The organism is Streptomyces sp. NPDC004732, assembly GCF_040609235.1.
Lineage (GTDB): Bacteria > Actinomycetota > Actinomycetes > Streptomycetales > Streptomycetaceae > Streptomyces.
Map to the genome: position 1 here is coordinate 85,094 of NZ_JBEXJR010000019.1, position 23,677 is coordinate 108,770.

At 70.9% G+C, this 23,677-nt stretch carries 20 protein-coding genes; 9 read left to right on the plus strand and 11 right to left on the minus strand.

Translation table 11 applies throughout. From position 1 onward, the window contains the following. Positions 1-30 precede the first annotated feature (30 nt). Both ABZV77_RS38470 and ABZV77_RS38475 read right to left on the minus strand, forming a co-directional pair. Positions 31-675 (minus strand): zf-HC2 domain-containing protein, encoded by a 645-nt coding sequence (locus tag ABZV77_RS38470; RefSeq protein ID WP_356267313.1) that lies wholly within the window; start codon positions 673-675, stop codon positions 31-33. Positions 676-764: 89 nt separating this feature from the next. Continuing rightward, a complete protein-coding gene (locus ABZV77_RS38475) occupies positions 765-1,283 on the minus strand; it encodes a hypothetical protein (RefSeq protein WP_356267401.1) in 519 nt (172 codons plus the stop codon). A 289-nt stretch (positions 1,284-1,572) separates the two neighbouring features. On the opposite strand from ABZV77_RS38475, the gene ABZV77_RS38480 reads away from it, so the two are divergent. Further along, positions 1,573-2,847 (plus strand): CapA family protein, encoded by a 1,275-nt coding sequence (locus tag ABZV77_RS38480; protein ID WP_356267315.1) that lies wholly within the window; start codon positions 1,573-1,575, stop codon positions 2,845-2,847. On the opposite strand, the gene ABZV77_RS38485 is transcribed toward ABZV77_RS38480, so the two are convergent. Beyond that, positions 2,834-5,839: a glycoside hydrolase domain-containing protein gene (locus ABZV77_RS38485; protein ID WP_356267317.1), complete on the minus strand. Its 3,006-nt coding sequence runs from the start codon at positions 5,837-5,839 to the stop codon at positions 2,834-2,836. The two genes, ABZV77_RS38480 and ABZV77_RS38485, sit on opposite strands and share 14 nt — an antisense overlap. A gap of 95 nt (positions 5,840-5,934) precedes the next feature. Here ABZV77_RS38485 and ABZV77_RS38490 point away from each other — a divergent pair, with 95 nt between their 5' ends. From ABZV77_RS38490 to ABZV77_RS38505, 4 genes are all read left to right on the plus strand, one after another. Then, positions 5,935-7,095, plus strand: a complete 1,161-nt coding sequence (locus ABZV77_RS38490; protein ID WP_356267319.1) for an ROK family protein — start codon at positions 5,935-5,937, stop codon at positions 7,093-7,095. A gap of 261 nt (positions 7,096-7,356) precedes the next feature. Further along, complete coding sequence (locus ABZV77_RS38495) at positions 7,357-8,268, plus strand: ABC transporter permease subunit (RefSeq protein WP_356267320.1); 912 nt, start codon at positions 7,357-7,359, stop codon at positions 8,266-8,268. Then, a complete protein-coding gene (locus tag ABZV77_RS38500) occupies positions 8,265-9,188 on the plus strand; it encodes a carbohydrate ABC transporter permease (protein ID WP_356267322.1) in 924 nt (307 codons plus the stop codon). Before ABZV77_RS38495 ends, ABZV77_RS38500 begins: the two co-directional genes overlap by 4 nt. Before the next feature lie 50 nt (positions 9,189-9,238). Then, positions 9,239-10,870, plus strand: coding sequence for an extracellular solute-binding protein (locus ABZV77_RS38505; protein ID WP_356267324.1), 1,632 nt, complete (start codon positions 9,239-9,241; stop codon positions 10,868-10,870). 20 nt (positions 10,871-10,890) lie between these two features. Here the strand turns inward: ABZV77_RS38505 and ABZV77_RS38510 are convergent, their stop codons facing one another. Both ABZV77_RS38510 and ABZV77_RS38515 read right to left on the minus strand, forming a co-directional pair. Beyond that, a complete protein-coding gene (locus ABZV77_RS38510; protein ID WP_356267326.1) occupies positions 10,891-12,315 on the minus strand; it encodes an amino acid permease in 1,425 nt (474 codons plus the stop codon). A 102-nt stretch (positions 12,316-12,417) separates the two neighbouring features. Continuing rightward, the gene (locus ABZV77_RS38515; protein ID WP_356267327.1) at positions 12,418-12,879 is read right to left on the minus strand and encodes a universal stress protein; all 462 of its coding nucleotides are present in this window, start codon (positions 12,877-12,879) and stop codon (positions 12,418-12,420) included. A 108-nt stretch (positions 12,880-12,987) separates the two neighbouring features. On the opposite strand from ABZV77_RS38515, the gene lysX reads away from it, so the two are divergent. After that, positions 12,988-16,272 carry a bifunctional lysylphosphatidylglycerol synthetase/lysine--tRNA ligase LysX gene (gene lysX, locus ABZV77_RS38520; protein WP_356267328.1) on the plus strand — a complete coding sequence of 1,095 codons (3,285 nt, stop codon included), beginning with the start codon at positions 12,988-12,990 and terminating at the stop codon, positions 16,270-16,272. 70 nt (positions 16,273-16,342) lie between these two features. Next, positions 16,343-17,188: a polysaccharide deacetylase family protein gene (locus ABZV77_RS38525; RefSeq protein ID WP_356267330.1), complete on the plus strand. Its 846-nt coding sequence runs from the start codon at positions 16,343-16,345 to the stop codon at positions 17,186-17,188. A gap of 44 nt (positions 17,189-17,232) precedes the next feature. Here the strand turns inward: ABZV77_RS38525 and ABZV77_RS38530 are convergent, their stop codons facing one another. Next, on the minus strand, positions 17,233-17,922 hold the full coding sequence (locus tag ABZV77_RS38530) for a class F sortase (protein ID WP_356267332.1): 690 nt from the start codon (positions 17,920-17,922) through the stop codon (positions 17,233-17,235). 348 nt (positions 17,923-18,270) lie between these two features. Between ABZV77_RS38530 and ABZV77_RS38535 the strand changes: the two genes are divergently transcribed. After that, the gene (locus tag ABZV77_RS38535) at positions 18,271-18,762 is read left to right on the plus strand and encodes a hypothetical protein (RefSeq protein ID WP_356267334.1); all 492 of its coding nucleotides are present in this window, start codon (positions 18,271-18,273) and stop codon (positions 18,760-18,762) included. A gap of 130 nt (positions 18,763-18,892) precedes the next feature. Here ABZV77_RS38535 and ABZV77_RS38540 read toward each other — a convergent pair whose 3' ends face one another. The 3 genes from ABZV77_RS38540 to ABZV77_RS38550 all read right to left on the minus strand — a co-directional run bounded on the left by ABZV77_RS38540 (position 18,893) and on the right by ABZV77_RS38550 (position 21,215). Beyond that, on the minus strand, positions 18,893-19,417 hold the full coding sequence (locus ABZV77_RS38540) for a hypothetical protein (protein ID WP_356267336.1): 525 nt from the start codon (positions 19,415-19,417) through the stop codon (positions 18,893-18,895). Positions 19,418-19,607: 190 nt separating this feature from the next. Then, positions 19,608-20,912, minus strand: coding sequence for an alpha/beta hydrolase-fold protein (locus tag ABZV77_RS38545; RefSeq protein ID WP_356267338.1), 1,305 nt, complete (start codon positions 20,910-20,912; stop codon positions 19,608-19,610). A gap of 90 nt (positions 20,913-21,002) precedes the next feature. Next, positions 21,003-21,215: a hypothetical protein gene (locus tag ABZV77_RS38550; protein WP_356267340.1), complete on the minus strand. Its 213-nt coding sequence runs from the start codon at positions 21,213-21,215 to the stop codon at positions 21,003-21,005. Positions 21,216-21,378: 163 nt separating this feature from the next. Between ABZV77_RS38550 and ABZV77_RS38555 the strand changes: the two genes are divergently transcribed. Then, positions 21,379-22,149, plus strand: coding sequence for a polyprenol monophosphomannose synthase (locus ABZV77_RS38555; protein ID WP_356267342.1), 771 nt, complete (start codon positions 21,379-21,381; stop codon positions 22,147-22,149). 30 nt (positions 22,150-22,179) lie between these two features. On the opposite strand, the gene ABZV77_RS38560 is transcribed toward ABZV77_RS38555, so the two are convergent. Both ABZV77_RS38560 and ABZV77_RS38565 read right to left on the minus strand, forming a co-directional pair. Next, complete coding sequence (locus tag ABZV77_RS38560; RefSeq protein WP_356267343.1) at positions 22,180-22,944, minus strand: hypothetical protein; 765 nt, start codon at positions 22,942-22,944, stop codon at positions 22,180-22,182. Positions 22,945-22,959: 15 nt separating this feature from the next. After that, entirely contained in the window at positions 22,960-23,481 is a 522-nt protein-coding gene (locus ABZV77_RS38565) for a hypothetical protein (RefSeq protein WP_356267345.1), read from the minus strand. Positions 23,482-23,677 lie beyond the last annotated feature (196 nt).

Below are 23,677 nucleotides of genomic sequence, written 5' to 3' on the forward strand. Positions count from 1 at the left end.
GAAACGCCGCGGCCACCGAAGCAGCGCGGCTCACGGGTGACGCAGCGTCAGCAGCCGCTTCCCCCGCGCCGTGCGGACCTCGTACCGGTCGGTCTGCGCGGTGTGCAGTGCCGCGGCGCCCTGCATCCAGACGGTCGGCCCGGGGACCCGCCACGACATGACGGTCCGCTCGGAGCCGTCGGCGCCGACGGCGACCAGCTCGCAGACCCGCTCCTCGGCCGCCGTGTCGCGCACCGTGAGCCCGATCTCCGTCCCCCAGGCCCGGTCCTGGGCCGTGAGCGTGGCGGAGAGGCCGCTGCGGGCGTCGTGTGCGCTGATCCGCACGGACCCGGGGCCGCCCGCCGTCATGACGGCCACGGCGGGCGCGCCGACGACCAGCGCGACACCGACGGCGACCGCGCACAGCCGTCTTCCGTGCCGCACGCCGTGCAGCCTCCCTGCCTCGCTCAGGAGGCGGTCCAGAAGGCCGGGGGAGGGGGCGGCGAACGGCTCCACAGGGGTCGGCGTCGCGCGTCCATAGAGTTCCAACTGCCGTGTAGCCGTATGGAGTTCGTCCATCGCCAGGAGGCAGGCGGGACAGTCCGCGAGGTGGTCCTCGAAGCGGCAGGCGTCCGCCTCGTCCAGGACGCCGAGCGCGTAGGCGCCCGCGTCACGATGCCGCTCCAGGGGCCCCATGGCGTTCCTTGCCGTTCCGTGTCGGTGCCGGGTGCTGTTCCTCCTCCGGTACGCAGCGGAACGCGGAATCACTCAAGGACCGGACCGCCTCAGAACAGATGGATCGCCAGATGTCCCAGCGGCAGCCCGAGCCGCCACGCAGGGGTCCACACCTTCGGTCCGTCCTCCTCGCCCTGCACGGCACGGCCGGGCACGGAGTCCAGGTCGGGAGCCAGGAGCTCGGTCTCCTGCAGCCAGCGCCACGCCTGCTCGGCGAGGGCCAGATCGGGCCCGGGCACCTCGGCGACGGCGTCGGCCACGAGCAGCGCCATCCGCTCGCGGACCCAGTCCTGCCACGGCTGGCCGTAGGCGGTCAGGTCCAGCCAGGTCTCCAGCTGGGAGACCACGCGGATTCCGGACAGCTCGCCCCTGGTGTCCGACAGGAAGATCGTCAGGGCGAGGGCGTCGCGGCCCGCCCGGTACTCGAAGGAGGTGGGCGGCATCAGATCGCCGGTGCGCAGCAGCTCGTCGGCGATGTACTCGGCGTACAACCACGCCATGGGGACGACCAGTTCGCCGCCCTGGGGGCCGTCCGTGCCGTCGGGGTTTCCTCTGCTCTCGTGCCGCATCCGCTCCGCCTTCCTCCGGTCCGTGCGCGTCACCGGCCTCTGGCCCCCCTGTCCGGCACACGGTGAGGAACAGCCGATTACCCGCGAGGGGTGCTGAGCAAGGCGCTTTACGGAGCCTTGACCCGGCCCCCGGTTTCACCGCAGGTCGGCCGCCCTGTGTTCTTCGCGTCACAGGTGGATTTGTTTGACTCCGTTTCAGGGACTGTGACGGCAATGGTCCTTGATTAACCATTAGCTCCGTATGTGACTTCGTCTGGCCGGATACCGCCCCATCCATGGAGCCCGACCGATGAAGCAGCGCGCACGGATCACACGGCACACACCTACCACCTCCACACCCGGAACCCCGCGGAACGTCCTGCGTCCGCGACCCGTGACGGCCGCCGCCGCGGCCCTCCTGATCGCGGGCATGGCGGGCACCACCGCCTGCTCGGCCCAGCAGGACGCGACCGGGAAGGAGCCCGCGCAGGGGAAGTCCCGGCGCGTCGACCCGGCCCCCGCGCACTCCCCGGCCGGTGGTTCCGCGGCCGGAAAGCGCGGCTTCACCCTCGCCGCCTCCGGGGACGTCCTTCCGCACTCCTCGATCATCCGCAAGGCCAACGCGGACGCGGGCGGCGACGGCTACGACTTCGCGCCGATGCTCGCGGGCGCCAAGCCGGTCATCCGCAAGGCCGACCTGGCGATCTGCCACATGGAGACGGTCTACGGAGCCAACGGCGACTACTCCGGCTACCCCAGCTTCAAGTCGCCGCCCCAGGTGGCCCGCGCCCTCAGGACCACCGGGTACGACGCGTGCTCCACCGCCTCCAACCACACCCTCGACGACGGCTCGGCGGGCGTGCGCCGCACCCTGGACGCGCTCGACAAGGCGGGGATCAAGCACGCGGGCTCGGCCCGCTCGGCCGCCGAGGACCGGACCCCGGCGTGGCTGCGGGCGGGCGACGCCAAGGTCGCGCAGCTCGCGTACACGTACGGCACGAACGGCTATCCCCTGCCGAAGGGCAAGCCCTGGTCGGTCGACCTCATCGACCGCGGCAAGATCGTCGCGGACGCCAAAGCGGCCCGGAAGGCGGGCGCCGACGTCGTGGTCGTCAGCCTGCACTGGGGCAGCGAGTGGCAGGACGCGCCCGACCGGCAGCAGCTGCGGCTCGGCAAGCAGCTCACGGCGTCCCGCACGGGCGGGCGCCCCGACATCGACCTCATCCTCGGCACTCACGCCCATGTGCCGCAGGCCTACGAGAAGGTCAACGGCACCTGGGTCATCTACGGCATGGGCGACCAGATCGCCGGAGACATGATCAACCACGAGGGGGCGCACGACCCGCGGGGCAACCAGGGCACCATCGGCCGCTTCACCTTCGCCCCGCCCGCGCGTCCGGGTGCCCGCTGGGAGGTGAAGAAGGCCGAGTTCCTCCCCATGTGGTTCGACACGGACCCGGGCCGTGTCGTCAACCTCAACACCGCCCTCGACCGCGGCGCCGACGTGAGCGCCGTGCGCGACCGGATCCGCCGCGTCGTCCTCAGCCGCGGCGCGGGCAAGGACGGCCTGGTCATGGGGAAGTAGGCGCGGCGGGCCCGTCCGCGGGCGGCGCGATCCGCAGCAGCCAGCCGCGTCCCGGGGCCACCGGGACCGGCTCGCCCGCGGCGAACGACCGCTCGGGCTGGAAGCCCTCGACCGCGGGCGCGTACGCCGCCACCGGGCCCGACTCCGTGGCCAGCACGACCTCGGCGGGCCGCGGCGCCCAGGACGCCACCGCGGTCGCCGTCCCGCCAGGACCCTGCCACGTCGTCGCGAGGACGTCGTCCCGCCCCGTCCGCACGGGCGGCTCACCCGCCCACCAGCCGGTCATCTCCGCCTCCGGCAGCCGCAGCAGGTCGAAGGCCCGCCAGAGCGGCCGTACGTCGGTCATCGGGGCCCGTGCCGTCATGCCGAACACCAGTCCGCGCCACGGATTGCCGCCGCCCTCCAGCATCTCGCCCAGCAGCCCGAAGGGGATGCCGGACATCTCGACCAGCCAGTAGGCGGGGTCGGCGCCGTCCCCGCCGTCCCTGCCGTCGTAGTCGAAGAGCTCGCCGAGCCAGAGCCGGTCGACGTACGGCAGCAGCTCCGCGTAGAGATTGGCGCTCGACGCGAAGCCGTCCGGTTCGCGGAACTGGTTGCACGAGTGAAGGTCGACCAGCGGCGCGGAGTCGCAGGACCGGGCGAGCGCCTTGCGGACGCGCTTCATGGTGGTCCTGTCGTACGCGACATCGTCCAGATAGAGGCCGTCCACGCCGACGACCCGGCGCAGCCGCTCGATGCCGCACACATAGGAGTTGTGCCACCGCGAGTCGCCGGACGTGACGACCGCGACGTCACCGACGTCGGGCGCCACCCAGCCCGGCACGTAACTCCCGCCCATGTGCTCCCGCAGCCACGCGTGTCCGCCACCGGGCCCGGGCGCGAAGATCTCGTTGCCGAGCGACGCGAGGACCGGCAACTCCGGTGTGTGGCGCGTGAGTTCGCGGATCGTGTCGTACACCTTCACGCGCACCCCGAGCCGGTGTGCCTCGTCCGTGTAGGCGCGCAGTGTCCCGGCGCCGAGCAGCGGGTCGTTGATGTACGGGTTGGGCGGCGTCGCGTGGTGCAGATTGACGACGTTCGCGCCGTACGCCGCGACCTCGCCGGGGGAGGCGTAGGCGTGGAAGTAGCGCTCGCTGAGCTGGCGTGCCGGGTCGAGCGGCTTGAACGGGGTGAGCAGCAGCCGGAAGGTGAAGCGGCGGCTCTCGCCCGCGCGCAGCCGCAGCGGGCCGCTGAACGCGGTGAGCGTGCGTACCCCGCCGCCGGTGCGCAGCCGCACCCCGCCGTCCCCCTCGCCCGCCCAGGAGCGGGGCGTGACCAGGGGCTTCTCACGGTAGTAGTTGGTGTTGAGCGGTCGCGCGTAGTGCTCGTCGCGCAGGGAGAGCTGGAGGCCCGCCGCCGGGTCGCCGAGCCAGCAGGCGTCCTGGTTCCGGGTGGGGGTGTCCCACGTCCAGTCGTACGTCGCCGGGCAAGCGCGGCCCGTCAGGCCGAGCCCCATGGCGTACCGCGCGACGTCCTCGCGCATCGGCACGTCCAGGGTCACGTCGAGTTCGGTGTCGGCGGTGGCCTCGACGGTGGCGTGCAGGACGAGGAAGCCGTCGGACTCCAACTCCCCTTCCGTGTGCAGGAGTACGTCCGGTCCCGTGGCCGTCGTGGTCCAGCGTGCGCGGGCCGGTCCCGGCTGGTCGACGGTGAGCGGACCGTGCGCAAGGACGCGGCCGACATCGAACGCGACGGGCGCGGCGAGCAGCTCACGCTCGGGTCCGTCGGCGCGGGTCACGGACGGGGTGAAGGCCGAGGAGATCCGGTGGGGCAGGCCGTCGGGGCCGAGCTCCACGGCCCGCCCGAGGATCGAAAGCCGCTGTCCGTCGACCTTCACGGGTGTGAACGGCGGTACCACTTCGTCGTCCTGCGCCAGTGTCGAGTCCAGCCAGCGGAGCCGGGCGAGCCGCGCCGGGTCGCCCGTGCCGTGCCCGGCGACGACGGCCTCGCGGACGGTGAGCCGCAGCGGCAGGGTGCGTTCCGGGGCGCCCTCGGCGCTGACGGCGATCTCGCCCTCGTAGTCGCCGGGGTCGGCACCCTCGGGCACGTCGATGCCGCACCACAGCGCGGTCACCCCGCCCTCGGCGACCTCGACGTGCCGTTCGAAGGCGGCCCCGCGCGCGTCGATGCCACCTGTGCTGAGGCACCGTACGGCGAACGGCAGCCCACGCACCTCGGCGCGCACCTCCGTCAGACCGGTGAGCGCGTACACGCCGATCTGCACCGCGTAGAACTCGCCACGGTCCGCCGTACCCGTGAAGGGCGCGCCCGGCGTCGCGCGCGCCCAGCGGGCGGGCAGGCTGCCGTACCGGCCGAGCGGATGCGCGCGATCCTCGGCGAAGACCACGAACCGCTCCCCGGAGTGCGCCCGGCGCAGCGCCGCGCACTCGGCTCCGGTCGCGGCGAAGCCCATCGGGGCGAACGAGTCGACCGCGCTCGCCGCCTCGTAGCGGAACGCCTCGGCGCGGGGGAGCCGCGACCAGACGTCGCCCTCGCCCGGGGTTCCTGCCCCGTCGGTGCCCGCCCCCTCGACGCCGCCCCCGTCGAGGCCGCAGCGGTGCGCCCACCCAGGGTCCGCGGTCCGCGTCGGCGGCCGGTAGGCGGCCTGGGGGTAGTACGGCTTGCCCGTGTGTGCGTACGGCAGATAGTGCACGGCGTACGCGCCGGGGCCCTCCACCGGCTCGAAGGCGATGCGGCCGCGTTCGCCGGACACCTCGACGGCCACCGTGTTGTGCACCCGCAGTCCGGACGGGGCGAGGACGATCACGTCCACGTCGCCCATGACGGAACGTACGCTCACGCCCTGGCGGCGCCACGGGAGTTCGGCCGCGACGGCGGGGGCCGCGTCGGTGACCTCCACCAGCAGGCGATGATTTCCGTAGACGTCCTGATCCCAGATGCCGACGCCGCACTCCAGCTCGGGATGGCCGGCCTGCGGTTCTGTCTGACCCATCTGTGCTCCCAAGGGCGCTGTTTGTTAGGTAAGTTTCTCAATCGCTCCGGGTCACCCTGGGAGCAACCGATCTTGCTGTCAAGGGGAAGGGACCCATGAGCGGCGACCCGTTGAGTGGCGATCCGTCACTGCTGCGACGGCTGAACGCGGCGGCAGCCCTGCGTGTGCTGCGCGAACGCGACGAGATCACCGTGCCCGAGCTGGCCACGCTGATCGGCGTCTCCCGGCCGACGGCACAGGACCTGACGGCGCAACTCCTGCGCGAGGGCAGGCTCGTGGAGCTGGCCCCGGGCAGCGGTGCCGTCGGCAGACCGGCCCGTAGGTTCCGGTTCCGCGCCGAGGCGGGACACGTCCTCGGCGTGGACATCGGCGCGCACAAGATCCTGGTGCTCGCCGCCGACCTGCTCGGCCGCACCGTCGCGGTCCAGCGCGTCGCCGTCACACCCGAACTGCCCGCACGCGAACGGCTCGACGCCGTACGCACCGCGATCGCCGGATGCCTCGCCAAGCCGGCGGCGGCCGGGGTGCGCCCGCTCGCCACCGGCATCGGCACCAGCGGCATGGTCGACACCGAGGGGCGCGTCGCGGTGAGCGACTCGCTGCCCGAGTGGACCGGCCGCGACCTGGCCCGTGAACTCGAAGACACGGTCCACGGCCCCGTCGTCATCGGCAACGACATCCAGCTGGCCACCCTCGCCGAGTGCACCGGCGGCGTCAGCGTCGACGTGCGCGACTGCGTCTACCTCTACGTCGGCAACCGTCTCGGCATCGGTCTGTGGCTCCGCGGCGAACTCCACCGCGGGCACCACGGGGCGGCGGGCGAGATGGTCGCAGGGGACGGCTGGGAACGCTCCTACCAGCGGCTTCTCGACTGGTTCGCCGGTCATCAGGGCGCGGAGCGGCCCACCCGCGAGAACGCGGCGCGCGCGGTCGTCACCGCCGCGGCCGCCGGTGACGGCGGCGCCCGCTACACCCTGCGGGCCTTCGCCGAATGCCTCGCCGACAGCCTCACCCGCCATGTCGCCGTGCTCGATCCGCGCGCGGTCGTGCTCGGCGGCGGCATCTCCCGGGCGGGCGCCCTGCTGAGCGAGCCGTTCGCCCGGCGCCTCGCCGAGAGCTGCCCGTACGCACCCGAAGTGCGCACCTCCGTGCTGGGTGAGGAATCCACCGCAACCGGGGCAGCCCGCCTCGCACTGGACCACTTGGAACAGATGGAACACAACGAACGCGCCGCGCAGAAAAGTCCAACCCCTTAGGCCTCACAGGTGGTTGACGGGCGCGGGCGGCCCTTCCATGATGTGGCTCACTTTCGGCAAGTTGGCTTCTTAATTCCGTCCCACAAGGACGCCTCCCAGAAGCCCGCTCGCCGGTGTCCCCATTCCGTCGTGCCGCCAGGCCAGGGAGAACGAGTGACATCCCCTGCAACGCGACGCAGGCCACAGGCCGCGTCACCGCCCGCGTCCGTGTCGAAGTCGACGTCGAAGTCCCCCTCGGGGGACCCTGGTCGGAAGCTGCGCATGCGCGCCCCGCTGCGTGTCCGGCTGCGCAACAACTGGGTGATGCTCGCCCTCATGGCCCCGGGCGTGCTGTTCTTCATCGGGTTCTTCTACGTCCCGATGCTGGGCAACGTCATCGCATTCCAGGACTACCAGCCCTTCATCGGCTTCAAGGACAGCCCGCTGGTCGGCCTCGCCAACTTCCAGGAGCTGTTCGCCGATCCGGCGTTCTGGGAGTCGGTCCGCAACACCCTCGCCTTCGCCGCACTCCAGCTGATCTTCTTCTTCCCGGCCCCGCTGGCCCTCGCGCTGCTGATCAACAGTTTGGTCAGCCCGCGCGTCAAGAAGTTCGTGCAGAGCATCGTGTACCTGCCGCACTTCATCTCGTGGGTCCTGGTCGTCGCGCTCTTCCAGCAGGTCCTGGGCGGCGCGGGCCTCTTCAGCAACTACCTGCGCGACCACGGCATGTCGCCGCTCGACGTGATGAGCGACCCCAGCACCTTCCCGCTCCTGATCACGGGGCAGGTGATCTGGAAGGACATCGGCTGGGGAATGATCATTTACCTGGCGGCGCTCGCCAACGTCGACCAGAGCCTCTACGAGTCGGCGGCCGTCGACGGCGCGGGACGCTGGCGCCGCATGTGGCACATCACGCTGCCCGCCGTCCGCGGCGTGACGATCATGCTGCTCGTGCTCCGCCTCGGCGACGTGCTCTCCGTCGGCTTCGAGCAGTTCCTGCTCCAGCGCGACGCGGTCGGCGCCAGAGCGGCGGAAGTCCTCGACACGTACATCTACTACCACGGTGTCGTCTACGGAGACTGGGGCGTCGGAGCCGCGGCGGGCCTGGTCAAGGGAGTCATCGGGGCCTTGATGATCTGGGGCGCCAACAAGGTCGCCCACGCCTTCGGAGAGCACGGGGTGTACAGCAAATGAGCAGCTTCGGATTCCCCCTGCGCACACCGCGGGTCCCCGAGGAGCGGCCCGCCTGGGAAGAGCCGCCGACGAAGATCGGGTCGGCCGCCAAGGCCGTCGTCATCACGGTCATCTGCGCCGTGATGATCCTGCCCTTCCTCACGGTCCTCTCCACCAGCCTGGCCTCCCGCAAGGAGATCACCGAGTCCGGCGGCTTCGTCCTCTTCCCCACGGAGCCGACCCTGGAGGCGTACCGCACGATCCTGTCCGGCGGCATCGTCTCGCGCGCGGTGGTCGTGAGCGTCCTGATCACGGTGGTCGGCACCGCGCTCTCGCTCCTGACGACGATCGCGCTCGCGTACGCCCTCAGCAAGCGAGGCGTACCCGGCAGCAAGCCGATCCTGCTGATGGTCCTCTTCACACTGCTGTTCGCGCCGGGCATGGTCCCGATGTACGTGGTGGTCAAGGAGCTCGGACTCCTCGACTCCTACTGGTCGTTGATCCTCCCGGTGCTCATCAACGCCTTCAACCTCGTCGTCCTGCGGGCGTTCTTCATGAACATCCCCGACGAGCTCTACCAGGCGGCCCGCATCGACGGCGCGGGGGACTGGCGCATCCTCACCCGCATCGTGCTCCCGCTCTCCAAGGGCGTCGTCGCCGTCGTCGGCCTCTTCTACGCGGTGACGTACTGGAACGCCTTCTTCAACGCGATGCTCTACCTGAACGACTCGGGCAAGTGGCCCATCCAGCTGGTCCTGCGGACGTACGTCGTCCAGAACAAGTCCATGACGAGCGACCAGCTCGGCATCGCCCACATGCCGCCGCAGCAGTCCCTGTCCATGGCCGTGGTCATGCTCGCGCTGCTGCCGATCCTCGCGCTCTTCCCGTTCCTGCAGAAGTACTTCACCAAGGGCGTGCTCACCGGCGCCGTCAAGGGCTGACCCCACCCCGCCCCACCACGACCTCATCCGCGGAGATTCCCATGCCTGGCATGTCCCGACGCACCTTCCTCAGCCTCTCCACCTCCGTCGCCGCGGGCGCGGCCGTCACCTCCCTGACGGGCTGCGGCTCCGGCACGAAGAAGACGGGCGAGGCGGCGTCGTCGAAGGTGAAGCTGCCCTCCCACATCCCCTTCAGCAAGATCAAGCCCGACCTCGCCCCCAATGCGAAGGGCCTCTCGGCAGGCTTCCTCTCCTACCCGAAGGACCTGGTCCGCAGCGTCGCGAAGACCCCCGGCGACGGCTCGGGCATCACCATGCTCACGGAGATCTGGACGCAGCCGCCGACCCCCAAGGGCTCGAACGCGTACTGGGGCAAGCTCAACAAGGAACTCGGCGTCGACCTCACCGCCATCCTCGGCACCGACCCCGGCTACGAGGAGAAGTTCTCCGCGACCATCGCGGGCGGCGACCTGCCCGACCTCCTGTGGATACCGCCGAACCAGGGCATCCAGCACGTCGCCGAGCTCCTGGAGGCCAAGTGCGCCGACATCACGGAGTACGTCTCCGGTGACGCGGTGAAGAAGTACCCGAACCTCGCCGCGATGACCCCCGCGCACTGGAAGACGGCGGTCGTCAACGGCAAGATCTGGGGCGCGCCCGTCCCCTACCCGGCGTTCGGCCAAGTCTACGCGGGCAACCCGAAGGTCTGGGAGAAGGCGGACGGCATCGCGTCGAGCAGCCCCGAGGAGTTCCTCGCCAAGTGCAAGGAGGTCACCGGCGGCAAGACCTGGGCCCTGGAGCCGATCTACGTCAACGCCGTCAGCGTGCTGAGCCAGTGCTTCGGCGCCCCGAACAAGTGGCGGCAGAACAAAAACGGTTCGCTGACCTGGTTCCAGGACACCGACGAGTACGAGGCGGCCCTCGACTTCGTCCTGAAGCTGAAGAAGGCGGGCGTCTTCTACCCCGGCAACCCCAAGATGGCCGATGCGTACATCAAGATGGCGCAGGGCACGATCGGCGCCACCGTGCACGCCAACCCCTACAACGCGCGCAAGGAGATCCGCGTCCAGGACCCCGCCATCGCGGCCGAGATCCTGCTCCCGTTCGCCGCGGGCGGCAAGAAGCCCAACCACCACTACCACCTGGGCACCATCGGCTACACCGCGATCAAGAAGGGCGACGAGAAGCGGGTGCGCATGCTCCTTCGCGTCCTCGACTACCTGGCCGCGCCGTTCGGCAGCAAGGAGCGCGAGTTCCTGGAGTACGGCACCGAGGGCGAGGACTTCACGTACGACAAGAACGGCTTCCCCGACCGCACCAAGCAGGGCAAGCAGCAGGTCGAGGGCCTCTTCAGCGGGCTGCAGACGTCGACGACCTCGCCCTTCGCCCTGATCGCGTCCAGCTTCCCGGGCACGGACCGTGCCCAGGACGTGAAGGACGTCTACGCCGCCGAGCAGAAGCTCCTGGAGACCGCGATCCGCAACCCCACGGTCGGCCACTACTCGGACGCGTACACCCAGCACTACGGGCGCATGTCCACCGAGGCGACCGACCTGGTCAACGACATCGTCAGCGGGCGCAAGAAGATCGGCGAGTGGCGCCCGTTCTGGGCCGAGTGGAAGAATAAGGGCCTGGAGCAGATGGCCCGCGAGTACCAGAAGTCCATCGAACGGAGCTCCTGACCCGCCGCACGCCCAGCGCCCTAGGTGCCCTGGTCCGTCTTCGCCAGCTCCGACTTCCGGTACGAGTAGCCGAAGTACACGCCGAGGCCGATCACGAACCACACGGCGAACCGCACCCAGGTCTGCCACTCCAGGAAGGTGATCAGCCAGATGGAGAAGACCACCCCGATCGCGGGCACCACCGGCATGCCGGGACAGCGGAACGTGCGCGCCAGCTCCGGCCGCTTGTAGCGCAGCACGATCACCGCGACACACACCACGACGAACGCCAGCAGGATCCCGATGTTGGTCAGCTCGGCCGCCTCGCCGATCGGCAGGAAACCGGCGATGGCGGCCGAGGCGAACCCCACGATCCACGTGACGCGCGTCGGCACGTGCCGGGTCGGATGCGTCTTGGCGAACCACTTGGGAAGGAGGCCGTCCCGGCTCATCGAGAACCACACGCGCGTGCAGCCGAGCATGAACGTGAACATCACGGTCAGGATGCCGATGATGGCGCCCACCGCGATGACGTCCGCAAGGCCGCCGAGCCCCACGGACTTGAACGCCGTGGAGAAGCCGCTCTCCGGGTCGACGTCCTTGTAGCTCTGCATGCCGGTGAGGACCAGGCACGCGAGGACGTACAGCACCATGGAGATGGCGAGGGAGTACAGGATCGCCTTCGGCATGTGGCGCTGGGCGTCCTTGGACTCCTCGGCGGCGGTGCTCATCGCGTCGTACCCGAAGACGGCGAAGAAGACGGTCGCCGCGCCCGTGAACGCGCCGCTGACCCCGTAGGGGAAGAACGGATCGTAGTTCCCGGTCTCGATGTGGAAGAAGCCGACCACGATCACGACGAGGACCACGATCACCTTCAGGACGACCACGATCATCTCGAAGCGCGCGGCGTTCTTGATGCCGAGCGTGAGCAGGTACGCGATGAACAGGCACAGCACCGCGGCGAACAGGTCGACCTTGTGCCCGTCACCCGTGCCGGGCGCGCCCATCATCCAGCTCGGCAGCTCGGCTCCCATCTCCTCGACCAGGAAGCCGAAGTAGCCGGAGATGCCGATCGCGACCACGGCGACGATCGCGGTGTACTCCAGGAGCAGGTCCCAGCCGATGAACCAGCCGGTCAGCTCGCCGAGCACCACATACCCGTAGGTGTATGCGGAGCCGGCCTTCGGGATCATGCCTGCGAACTCGGCGTACGAGAAGGCGGCGGCCGCGCTCGCGACACCCGCGATCAGGAAGGAGACCAGCACCGCGGGCCCCGCCGTGCCGTTGGCGACGGCCCCGGCGAGGCTGAAGATTCCGGCGCCGATGATGCCACCGACGCCGATCGCGGTGAGCTGCCAGAGCCCGAGGGACTTGGCGAGTCCGCCGCCCGCCCCCGCCTCTGTCTCCTCGATCTGCTCGATGGGCTTGCGGCGCAGTACGCCCTGTCCCATCCGTAGTCCCGACATGAGCTCCACCTCTTCGCAGACGGCCGTCGGCTGATGGCGGATCATGATGGCCCAGTGCGGGGTGCTACGGAAGGAGCCACACCAGGCCAGGTCATGCGGGTATTACGGAACCACCGTGACCGGCCAACGGCCCGCCTTCACCAGACGTACGGCGACCGACCCCACGATGCGGTGACCCGCCTGCTCGGAGGCGCCGACGACCACGGCGTCGGCCTTCAGGTCGTCGGCGGCGGTGACGAGACCGGTGTAGGGGTCGCCACGGAAGGTGTGGAACTCCCAGCGGACATCGAATATGCCCTTCACCCGCTCGGTCGCGGCCCGGATCTCCGCGATCAGCCCCTCGGCGATCTCGTCGGTGGTCTCGGCCACCGGGACGCCGAACGCGGCGCCCGCCGCCATCACCGGCTGGACGTACACGACGGCGAGCAGCGCCCGCTGTCGCCGGGCCAGGCCTCCGGCATATGCCGCCGCTCTGAGCGAGGATTCGGAGCCGTCGACTCCGGCGACGATCACCTTGGGCCCGTCGGTGCCGCGTTCGAACTGTTGGGACTGGTCTTCACTCACGCCGAGAGGTTAGCGGAGGCACTGCTACCGCCTGTGTTCCGGGCCGCCGTGCCCCGCCTCGCCGCTCTCGACGCGCGCGACGGCGCGGCTCTTCCTAGAGTCGTGCTCATGACGGTCAGCACGGAGGAGCCCGAGGCCAGAGGACCGATACGGAGCCGAGGAGGCTTCCTCGGACGCGTCCCGGAGGGGTTCGCCGCCTTCTTCGGCACGCTCGGCATCTTCTGCGCGGTCGTCGCGGTCGTCTCGCCGCTCCGCCGCCTCCTCATGCCCGTCATCCGCGTTCTCGACCTCCTCACGGTTCCGGTCAGCGCGAACCTCGCGTACGCCGTGTTCCTCTTCCTGCTCGCCGCCGCGACCGCCGCACGCAAGAAGGTCGCCTGGTGGCTCGTCGTCAGCTATCTGGGCCTGCTCCTCGCCTTCGACGTGCTCGGCGCCGCCCTCGGCTTCTGGGCGGATTCGCTGCCCTCCTTCATCATCTGCGGCATCGCCTTCGTGCTGCTGATCCTGGCCCGCAAGGAGTTCTCCGCGGACTCCCGGCGCGGGGCCGTCTGGCGGGCCATCGCGGTCCTCGCCGCCGGACTCGGCGTCGCGATCCTGGTCGGCTGGGGCCTGGTGGAGCTGTTCCCCGGCACGCTGGTGCGCGGCGAGCGCCTGCTCTGGGCGGCGAACCGGGTCTGCGGCGGGCTGATCCACGGCCACGACTACTTCGACGGCACACCGCCGCGCGGCCTCTTCTTCTGGCTCGGCCTGTTCGGCGCCCTCGCCCTGCTCAACGCCGCCGCCACGCTCTTCCGCTCCCAGCGCATGGAAGCGGCCCTGCACGGCGACGAGGAACCCCGCATCCGCGCCCTCCTCGGGGCCTACGGCGAGCAGGACTCGCTCGGCTACTTCGCGACCCGGCGCGACAAGGCCGTCGTCTTCTCACCGAGCGGCAAGGCCGCCGTCACCTACCGCGTCGAGGCAGGCGTCTGCCTGGCCAGCGGCGACCCCGTCGGCGACCGCGAGGCCTGGCCGCACGCGATCGGCGCCTGGCAGGACGTGGCAAGGCAGTACGCCTGGGCCCCCGCCGTGATGGGCGCCTCCGAGGACGGCGCGACCGCGTACGCCCGCGCCGGGCTCGGCGCGCTGCAACTCGGCGACGAGGCGATCCTGCACGTCGCCGACTTCGACCTGGACGGCCGCGACATGCGCGTGACCCGCCAGGCCGTGAACCGCGTCCGCCGCACTGGTGCCACCACCCGCATCCGTCGCCACTCCACCCTCACCGACGAGGAGATGGAGGAGATCGTCGACAAGGCGGACGCCTGGCGGGACACCGAGACCGAGCGGGGGTTCTCCATGGCCCTCGACCGCCTCGGCGACCCCGAGGACGGCGACTGCCTCCTCGTCGAGGCGCTGGACGCCGACGGCAAGCTCCTCGCGCTGCTCTCCCTCGTCCCCTGGGGCAAGGACGGCATCTCCCTGGACCTGATGCGCCGCGACCGCACCGCACCGAACGGCGTCATGGAGTTCATGGTCGCCGAACTGTGCGCCGCCGCGCCCCGCTCCGGGGTGCGCCGCATCTCCCTGAACTTCGCGGTGTTCCGCTCGGTCTTCGAGGAGGGCGGCCGCATCGGCGCGGGCCCGGTGCTCCGACTGTGGCGCAAGCTCCTGCTCTTCTTCTCCAAGTGGTGGCAGCTTGAGGCGCTCTACCGCTCCAACGCCAAGTACCACCCCGAGTGGTACCCGCGGTTCATCTGTTACGGCGACAGCGGCGCCCTCGCCCGCATCAGCCTGGCGTCCGGCATCGCCGAGGGCTTCGTCTCCGTGCCCTCCCTGCGCCAGCTCTGGGGCAAGGGCCACAAGCCCCGGGGCGTCACCCAGCCCGCGACCACCGAGGGCCTCCCGCCGATCGCCGCGCTCGGCCTCGCGGGCCGGGATGCCGACGCCGACGCGGACCCCACGTCGAAGCTCCCGGAACAGATCCGCATCCGGCACCGCAAGCTCGACCGCCTGCGCGCGGCGGGTATCGACCCCTATCCGGTGGGCCTGGCCCCGCGCACCCACGAACTCTCCGGAATCAACAGGGAGCTGACGGGCACACAGGTCACGGTCGCGGGCCGCGTCATGCTCGTACGCGACTTCGGCGGCGTCGTCTTCGTCGTGCTCCGCGACTGGTCGGGCGACCTGCAGCTCGCCCTCACCCGGGACGCCTCGGGCCCCGACGTCCTGGACCGCTTCACCACCGGCACCGACATCGGCGACCACATCACCGCCACCGGCACGGTCGGCACCAGCGACCGGGGCGAGCTCACCGTCTTCGTCACCGACTGGCTGCTCACCGGCAAGTGCCTGCGCCCGCTGCCCGACAAGCGCCGCGGCCTCACCGACCCCGAGGCCAAGGTCCGCCGACGCTACCTCGACCTGGTCGCGAGCCCCGGCGCCCGCGACGTGGTCCGGGCCCGCTCCACCGCGGTGCAGGCGCTGCGCCAGGGCCTGCTCGACCGCGGCTACCTGGAGGTCGAGACCCCGATGCTCCAGCAGATCCACGGCGGGGCCAACGCGCGGCCCTTCACCACCCACATCAACGCCTACGACCTCGACCTGTATCTGCGCATCGCCCCCGAGCTGTATCTGAAGCGGCTCTGCGTCGGAGGCATGGAGAAGGTCTTCGAGATGGGCCGCACCTTCCGCAACGAAGGCGTCTCCTACAAGCACAACCCCGAGTTCACGATGCTGGAGGCCTACCAGGCCTTCGCCGACTACGACGTGATGCTCGACCTCACCCGCGAACTCATCCAGGGCGCCGCGACCGCCGCCTTCGGCAGGGCGGTGGCGTACAAGGACGGCGTCGAGCACGACATCTCCGGGCCCTGGCCGGTCAAGACGGTGTACGGCGCGATCTCCGAGGCGCTGGGCGAGGAGATCGACGCGGACACCCCGGTGGAGGGCCTGCACCGGCTGTGCGACCGGGCCGCGGTCCCGTACACGACGGAGGACGGCCGCGGCGATGTCGTCCTGGAGATGTACGAGCGGCTCGTCGAGGAGAAGACGCAGCTGCCCACCTTCTACAAGGACTTCCCGACCGACGTCTCCCCGCTCACCCGCCAGCACCGCACCGACCCGCGCCTCGCCGAACGCTGGGACCTCGTCGCCTTCGGCACCGAACTGGGCACGGCCTACTCGGAGTTGACGGACCCGGTGGAGCAGCGCCGCCGCCTCACCGCGCAATCGCTGCTGGCCGCCGGGGGAGACCCCGAAGCCATGGAGATCGACGAGGACTTCCTCGACGCCCTGGAGTACGCGATGCCGCCCACCGGAGGTCTCGGCATCGGAGTCGACCGGCTCGTCATGTTCCTCACCGGCCTGACGATCCGGGAGACCCTGCCCTTCCCCCTCGTCCGCCGCGTCTGATCGGGTGCTTTCGGGGGCCGCTCCAGTGTTGATGTTCCGCGCCGGGCTTCCGCCATGCGACGGATTAGTCATGAAAGATGATCAGCTGACTCCAGGGCGGCGGGTCCTGCTCCGCGCCGCGGCGGTCCTCGGCCTGGCCGCGACCGGGGCGTGCGCGGGAACGGAGCCGCCGTCCACCCCCGCCCTCTCCGCCTCGGCGGGCGCACCCGCCGGGGGTCCGCCCGCCGCACGCGCCCTCAAGCCCTCCGCGTACCGCCTGCAGCCCATCGCGGGATACGGCCCGCAGCGCGCCAAGCGGGCCCTGCCCCACGTGCGCAAGGCGCCGATCCTGCGCATGCCGGGCCGCGACCGGTCGATGGTGCTGACCTTCGACGACGGGCCCGACCCGCGCTACACCCCGCGCATCCTGCGGACGCTGCGCAAGCACGACGTCCGCGCGATGTTCTTCGTCTGCGGCGAGATGGCCGTCGACAACGCGGACCTGTTGCGCGAAATGGCCGACGACGGGCATCTGATCGGCAACCACACCTGGAGCCACCCGCAGCTGACCCGCCTGGGCCGACGCGCGATGCGCGAGCAGATCGAGCGCACCTGCGACGTCATCGAGGAGTCCACCGGCGAGCCCCCCGCGTGGTTCAGGGCCCCGTACGGCGCCTGGAACCGCAATGCCTTCCAGTTGGGCGCCGAACTGGGCATGGAGCCGCTCGCCTGGACCGTCGACACCCTCGACTGGACCGAGCCGGGCGCGGCCACCATCGTGCGGCGCGTCCGCGCGGGCGCCGGGCCCGGTGTCGTGGTGCTCTCGCACGACGCGGGCGGCAACCGCTCGGGCAGCGTCGAGGCGCTGCACACGTATCTGCCGGAGCTGCTTGACTCCGGCTACCGCCTCACCGTGCCGAGCCGCTACATGTCCTGAGCGCGGTCGTCGCGAGCGCCCCGCCCGTCCGGTCCCCGGCGCACTCAGCGCACGGCGACCAGACGGGCGAACACCACGACGTTCCCGTCGTATCCGGATTGCTTGGAGAAACCGCCGCCGCAGGTGATGACCCGCAATTCGGGAGTTCCGCTGTTTCCATAGACCCGCTTGCCGGGGAAATTGCTCTTCTCGAAGACTTCGATGCCGTAGATCTTGAAAATCGCCGTCTTTTTGTCCGCGCGCTTGATCTCGATGTGGTTCCCCTTCTTCAGCGAGCCGAGGCCGTAGAAGACGGCGGGGCCCTGCTGGTTGTCCACATGGCCGACCACCACGGCCGTGCCCTTCTCGCCGGGCGAGACGGCGCCGGTGAACCAGCCCGCGAGATTCGGGTCCTCGGGCGGCGGCGCATCCACCCAGCCCTCGGCGTCCAGTCCCACCTGCATGACGGGGGCGTCCACACGGATGCCCTTGATGCGCACGCGCTGGGCCGGTGAGAACGCCAGCGGCACCGGGGCGGCGGCTCCCGCGTCGGGCGCACGGTCCGCGGCCGCGGCGGAAGCGGGCTGCGGCGGGCCCACGTCGAATTCCCCGGAACCATTGCGGATCAGCGCGAGTCCGGTCAGCAGGACAAGCGCCATGACGCCCCACGGGGCGCGCTTCCTCTGCTTCTCCTCCTCCTGGAGATCCGGGTGGTCCTGGAATTCGAAATCGTCGGCCGGATGGGACGAAGGCATGCTCTATCCCCTCTCGGACGCGGCAGAGAGCCGTGTCCGTTGCGCGTACCGAAACGCTAAGCGCGGGGCGCGCGGCGTGCGAAAGGGCGGGAGCGAACGGGTGGCGCGGAGGCGGGCGTGCGCCATCCGGGTCGCGCCGGACAGGAAATTTCTGACGGTCCGTGACCTGCGGTGATGTCAGGTTGCGCGGACGCGCCTCGGCGTGTCGTCTCACCAGGACGGCGGATCGCCGAAATGCGGGCCTGTGCACGGCATCTGAGGGTCAGTCTGGGAGGCGCTCTCGCCGATCGACCGGGGACGGTATCCCCGGGGCGTCTTCCGCGGAGGATTGCCATGCGTACTTCCCGTATGCGGACCACACGTGCCCTCGCGGTCGCCGCCACGGCCGTCGGGGTCGTCGGGCTCGCCGCCCCGGCCGCGTCCGCCTGGGCCGACCCGACCAACATCGTGGCGATGCCCAGCGTGATCCCGAGAGGGGGGCATCTGACGGTCACCGTCGACGGGTCCTCCTGCCAGTCGGGCGGCAAGGTCACGTCGCCCGCCTTCCCGGACACGCCCCTGCAGGCCATCCCGGGCGGCACGACCGCGAGCGGCACCGCGGTCGTCCACCAGCACGCCAACCCCGGCGCCTACGACATCACCGCCCACTGCGGAGGCAAGACGCTGGTCCGCCCGGCCGCCTTCACCGTCATCCACGGCGGTGTGCGCGGTGGCGTCGGCAGCACCGCGAACGCCGGTGCGACCGGGACCGACATGGCGATCGGCGGCGCCCTGGTCACCGCCGCACTGCTCGGTGGCGGCGTCTTCTGGATGCGCCGCCGCTCCGAGAACCGGGTCTGACCCCGCGGTCGGGCCGGTGCGACCCCCTTCCGCCCCGCCCCCGGCACCACCCTGCTCGCACGGCAGGTGAACAGCGCTTCGCCCCCGGGACCTGGAGACGTCCCGGGGGCGAGGCGCTGCCCGGCGGAGATCAGGAGTTGTCCTCGCCGGTGCGGCGGCGGGTCTTGTAGTACGCGGCGCCCAGCGTGCCCAGGATCAGGGCGCTGCCGAGGGCGATCTCGTGCAGGTCGAAGCCGCCGAAGCTGCCGCCGATGCCCGCCTTGACGCCCTTGTGGTGCGAGTTGTTGTCGGGGCGCCCGGTGGCGATGGTCAGGTCCGTCTTGTCGCTGCCCGGGTTGCTGCCGTTGCAGGTGAACGTCACCTCGTACATCGCGCCGGGCTTCGCGTCCCAGAACACCTGGGCGGTGGCGGACTTCTGGCCCTTGGGGATGGTGGTGTCGTCGAAGACGCCCGAGGTGACCTTGGTGTCGCCGTCGTCGCATCCGTCGACGTTGAGGGTGACCTGGCCGCCCGCGGCGATCGTCTTGGGGGAGATGCTGAAGCCGAACGCGGTGACGTTCTCCTCGTCCACGGCGGCTGCGGACGCGGTCGGCGCGGTGAGGGCCAGTGCGGAAGCGGTGAGCAGAGCGGCCGAAGCAACGCGTATCGCGCGCATGGTGAATCCTCCGGGTCTCCGAGGAGCAGCTGCGGACCTTCTTCCGCTGGCGCCTGAAATGCACCTCGATGCCCAGAACGCTAGGTACGGCCCCGGGGCGCCGCGATCTGTGTCGCGCGAACGGGGCAATCATGTGGGCCGGTCGGGCGAACCGGGCGGCGCGGCGTCGTCGTCGGGGCCCGGGGACGTGTCAGGGCGTCAGGCCGATGCGGGACGCCAGCCACGGGAGCTGCTTCTCCAGACCGGGGCGCCACACCTGCCAGCTGTGCCCGCCGGGCAGCTCGACGAGCTCGGCCTGCATCCCGGCCTTCTTCGCCGCCGCGTACACCTTGAGTGCCTGCGGGCGGTACGTCGAGTCGTCGGTTCCCGCGACGAAGGTCCCTGCGGTGTCCGGGAACTTCTGCCGCGCCATCACGTCCATCGGGTTGACCTTCTCGAACGCCGCCTCGTCGCCGCCGAACGCCGCGTCCACGGTCTTCTTGCGGTTCCCGAGGGTCGGCTCGTCCTGGCCGGAGATGTCGAGGAAGGCGCCGTAGCGCTGCGGCGCGTTCACCGCCATCTGCAGGGCGCACGTGCCGCCGTTGGAGAGCCCGGAGACCGCCCAGTGCGCCCGGCCCTCGGCCGTCTGCAGATGGTCGGCCGCCCAGGCGGGGACGTCGTCGGCGAGATACGTCTGCACCTTGCCGAGCTTGGAGTCCATGCACAGCGGATTGTCGAACGAAGACCCCAGCGGATCCACCACCAGCACGATCGGCGCGAGCCCCGCGTGCCGTCCGGCGAACCCGTCCATCATGTCGGGCAGCTGACCCGAGGTGATCCAGTCCTGCGGGGCGCCGGGCTGTCCCGCCATCAGGACGAGCACGGGCAGCAGTGGGCGGGGCGAGGCGCGGTAGGCGGGCGGCAGATAGACGTACGCGTCGCGGGCCTTGAACCCCGACTTCGTGCCGGGGATCGAGGCGGTCGACACGGTGCCCTTGGCGGGCAGCCCGCCCGGTGCCTGCCAGACCTCCGACAGCGCCTTGCCCTCCGGTACGTCGAGCGTCGGCTCCTTCTTGCCCGTGGCGTCCTTGAGGCTGACGGTGTCCTGCGGGCCGAGCGCGGTCCGCAGGGTCGGGTAGTTGTCGTAGTGGATGTTGATCTCGGAGAGGCCGAGCACGACGACGAGCGCACCCGCGAGCAGTGCGCCCGCGCGGCCGCGCCAGCGCAGCACCGGCATCCGGAACAGCGCCAGGGACACCCCGAGGATCGCCACCCCGATCCACCCGACGACATCGCCGGGGAGCTGGTCGGGGAAGGGCTGCCACCAGTCGTCGACGGTGAGCTTGACCAGCAGGGTCAGGAGCGCCGCCGCGGCCGCGGCCAGCGGGAGCAGACGGGTCCACCAGCGGCGGTCGCGGGAGAAGAGGAGCGTGACGAGGGCCAGGCAGCCGAGGATCTGCACGACGAGCGGAACCGCTCCGTCGGCCAGCGACCAGTCCAGCGGCCCGGCGGCCATCGGCACCCGCTCCACGCGCGTCCCCGTTCCGTTCGGTCCCGTCCCAAAACGATAGCAATCGGGATGAGGCCCGCAAATCGGGTCAACTGCTCAATCGCGTGTCCATGCGTGCGGGCCGCCGCGCCACTCGACCAGGTGCGGGTCGTCCAGCGCGATGTCGGCCTTGCCGAGCCCCGCCCCCAGCAGGAGGTCCGTCAGCTCCCGGTCGCTGTGCGCGACGCCGACGTCCTGTCCGCGCACGGTGACCTGCCGTCCGCCGTCGGCGGCGGGCGGGTGGACGACGATCGGTGTTTGCCAGGCCATGGGACCAGAGTGCGCCGTCCGGCGGCACCGCGCAGCACGGTTCACGGCCAACGAGGGCGTAGATCTCCCCAACAGGCCCTCCAGGGGCGGGTGTTGACGGCATTCCATGATCTCTGCCGTAGGGTGGAGCCGACCGCACGGAGCATCGCACGGGGGAATCAACGTGGAACAGGTGTCCGGAGCTGCCGACGCGCCCTCCCCGAAGGTCGTGGTCGTCGTCCCCACGTACAACGAACGCGAGAACCTGCCCCTCCTCATCGGCCTGCTCACGGCGCTCGGGATGCCGGACCTGCACGTCCTCGTGGTCGACGACGGCTCGCCGGACGGCACCGGCGCCCTCGCGGACCGGATCGCCGAGGAGTCAGGGGGCACCGTCACCGTCCTGCACCGGACGCAGAAGGACGGCCTCGGCCGTGCCTACGTCGCCGGAATGACCCGCGCCCTCGCCGACGGCGCGGACGTCGTCGTCCAGATGGACGCCGACCTCTCGCACCCGGCGGAGACCCTGCCGCTGATGGTGCGCACCCTGCTCGCGGGCGACGACGACCTGGCCGTCGTGCTCGGCTCGCGCTATGTGGCGGGCGGCGCGCTCGCCACCGAATGGGCCTGGCACCGCAGGGCGCTCTCCGCCTGGGCGAACTTCTACGTCAACGCCGTCCTGCGGCTCGGCGTCAAGGACGCCACGGCCGGATACAAGGCGTGGCGCGCCGCCGCCCTCGAAGCGATCGACCTGCCCACGGTCCGGAGCAACGGCTACTCCTTCCAGGTCGAGATGAACTACCGCACGATCCGCCGCGGCCTGCGCATCGTCGAGGTGCCGATCACCTTCGAAGAGCGCGTCAACGGCGAGTCGAAGCTCAGCCTGCGCGTGCAGGCCGAGTCGGCGATCACCCCGTGGAAGCTGCGGTTCGGCCGCCGCGACGCGGGAAGCTGACGGCTCCCCGCGCCGGACGTCGGACCGGGATCAGCCTCCGATGCCGGGGAACAGCGTGAGGAACGGATCCGCTGTCACCGCGACACCGCGGCTGTAGGGGGCGTCGAAGTCCCAGATGAGGAAGAGCAGGAAGGCGAAGAGGGCGGAGAACAGTCCGGCGAGGACGAGTTCACGCGGCGTACGGCGGATCTGCAGCGCGAAGATCATGCCGATGGTGACGAGCCCACCGGCGATCAGGCCGAACCAGACCACGCCGGGCATCGTCGCGCCGAGACTGTCGGCGCGGGCGCTGCGCGCGTCTTCGGCGGCCGCCACCGAGTCGACCAGTGGCTGATACGCCTGTGCCTCGAAGTCCGACTTCGGTTCGTAGTCGGTCACGTCGTGACGCACGCGGGACAGGAGTTCCGTACCGCGGTCGGTGAGTTCCCCCTTGGACTTCATGGAGTCCCACTCCGTGCTGACGACATGGCTGACATAAGTGTGGACGTCGTCCCGAATCCGTTCCCTCACGTCCTCCGGATAGATGCGCACGCGCTCCGAGACCTCGTGCAGCGCCTGGGCCTCGTTGCGGACGTGATCCTGGGCGCCGCCGCGGGCCTCCCAGGCACCCGCGATGGCCAGGCCCAACACGATGGCGTACACGACACCGATCATCATCGTCATGTACTCGATGACGTCCGGGGTCTCGGACGAGTCGTAGTCCGCGCCGGTCCTGCGGTGCCGCAGGAGGGTCACGATGAGCACGACACCGCAAGCGGCCACCATCGCGAGGGTGAGAACAAGCCATTCCGACATGAAAACCTCCGGCGGTCAGCGCGGGCGGAGCGCGGCGACGGCGAGCACCGCGGGTGCCGTGATGAGCAGGGTGAGCGAGACGAGGGACGGGCCGTGGCGGGGCGGCTGCTTGTGGGGCGGGGCGTGGTACGCCGGATACGACACGGGCTTGGGGGCCTTCGGCTTCGGCGGGCGGACGGAGGGCTCGGGCTTCGGCTCGGGCGCCGGTGCCGCGGCCCGCGTGGGTGGCGGAGGAGGCGGCGGGGGCGGCGTGGGCCGGACGGTCGGCTCGGGAGGCGCGGGGGCCGGGGGCGGCGGGGGCGGCTCCGGAGCGCGTGGCTTCGGGGGCGGAGGCGGTGGCTTCGGAGGTGGCGGCGGTGGCTTCGGGCGATGCGTGGGACCGGCGTGGCAGTCGGCGCCGTCGCCCGAGACGGCCACCGTGTCGCCACTCGTGGCGCCGCCCTGCTGGATCGACGCGTAGGCGCAGTCGTCGGCGGACGCCGAGCCGACAGCCGACGAAGCGCCGAGCAGCAGGGCCAGTGCGAGGAGCGCCAACACGCGTGTGACGAGGGGTGATAGGGCTCGCGGAGTTCCGTGCACGACGGGGAGCATGAGCCGCGCGCGCCCGCGCCACGCCCGGCGTGCCGCCGAATGACCCGAAGGAAGGATCCGCACGCGACACGTGTTTGACACCTGGTGCCTCGCGCCCGCCCTGTGTTCGAACTGAGCCCGCCGCGCACCACGACCGCACCAC

Bases quoted from the DNA above. Each gene is read 5' to 3' on its own strand.
- ABZV77_RS38470 (WP_356267313.1), bottom strand. From the start codon at position 675: ATGGGGCCCCTGGAGCGGCATCGTGACGCGGGCGCCTACGCGCTCGGC.
- ABZV77_RS38475 (WP_356267401.1), bottom strand. From the start codon at position 1,283: ATGCGGCACGAGAGCAGAGGAAACCCCGACGGCACGGACGGCCCCCAG.
- ABZV77_RS38480 (WP_356267315.1), top strand. From the start codon at position 1,573: ATGAAGCAGCGCGCACGGATCACACGGCACACACCTACCACCTCCACA.
- ABZV77_RS38485 (WP_356267317.1), bottom strand. From the start codon at position 5,839: ATGGGTCAGACAGAACCGCAGGCCGGCCATCCCGAGCTGGAGTGCGGC.
- ABZV77_RS38490 (WP_356267319.1), top strand. From the start codon at position 5,935: ATGAGCGGCGACCCGTTGAGTGGCGATCCGTCACTGCTGCGACGGCTG.
- ABZV77_RS38495 (WP_356267320.1), top strand. From the start codon at position 7,357: ATGCGCGCCCCGCTGCGTGTCCGGCTGCGCAACAACTGGGTGATGCTC.
- ABZV77_RS38500 (WP_356267322.1), top strand. From the start codon at position 8,265: ATGAGCAGCTTCGGATTCCCCCTGCGCACACCGCGGGTCCCCGAGGAG.
- ABZV77_RS38505 (WP_356267324.1), top strand. From the start codon at position 9,239: ATGTCCCGACGCACCTTCCTCAGCCTCTCCACCTCCGTCGCCGCGGGC.
- ABZV77_RS38510 (WP_356267326.1), bottom strand. From the start codon at position 12,315: ATGTCGGGACTACGGATGGGACAGGGCGTACTGCGCCGCAAGCCCATC.
- lysX (WP_356267328.1), top strand. From the start codon at position 12,988: ATGACGGTCAGCACGGAGGAGCCCGAGGCCAGAGGACCGATACGGAGC.
- ABZV77_RS38525 (WP_356267330.1), top strand. From the start codon at position 16,343: ATGAAAGATGATCAGCTGACTCCAGGGCGGCGGGTCCTGCTCCGCGCC.
- ABZV77_RS38530 (WP_356267332.1), bottom strand. From the start codon at position 17,922: ATGCCTTCGTCCCATCCGGCCGACGATTTCGAATTCCAGGACCACCCG.
- ABZV77_RS38535 (WP_356267334.1), top strand. From the start codon at position 18,271: ATGCGGACCACACGTGCCCTCGCGGTCGCCGCCACGGCCGTCGGGGTC.
- ABZV77_RS38540 (WP_356267336.1), bottom strand. From the start codon at position 19,417: ATGCGCGCGATACGCGTTGCTTCGGCCGCTCTGCTCACCGCTTCCGCA.
- ABZV77_RS38545 (WP_356267338.1), bottom strand. From the start codon at position 20,912: ATGGCCGCCGGGCCGCTGGACTGGTCGCTGGCCGACGGAGCGGTTCCG.
- ABZV77_RS38550 (WP_356267340.1), bottom strand. From the start codon at position 21,215: ATGGCCTGGCAAACACCGATCGTCGTCCACCCGCCCGCCGCCGACGGC.
- ABZV77_RS38560 (WP_356267343.1), bottom strand. From the start codon at position 22,944: ATGTCGGAATGGCTTGTTCTCACCCTCGCGATGGTGGCCGCTTGCGGT.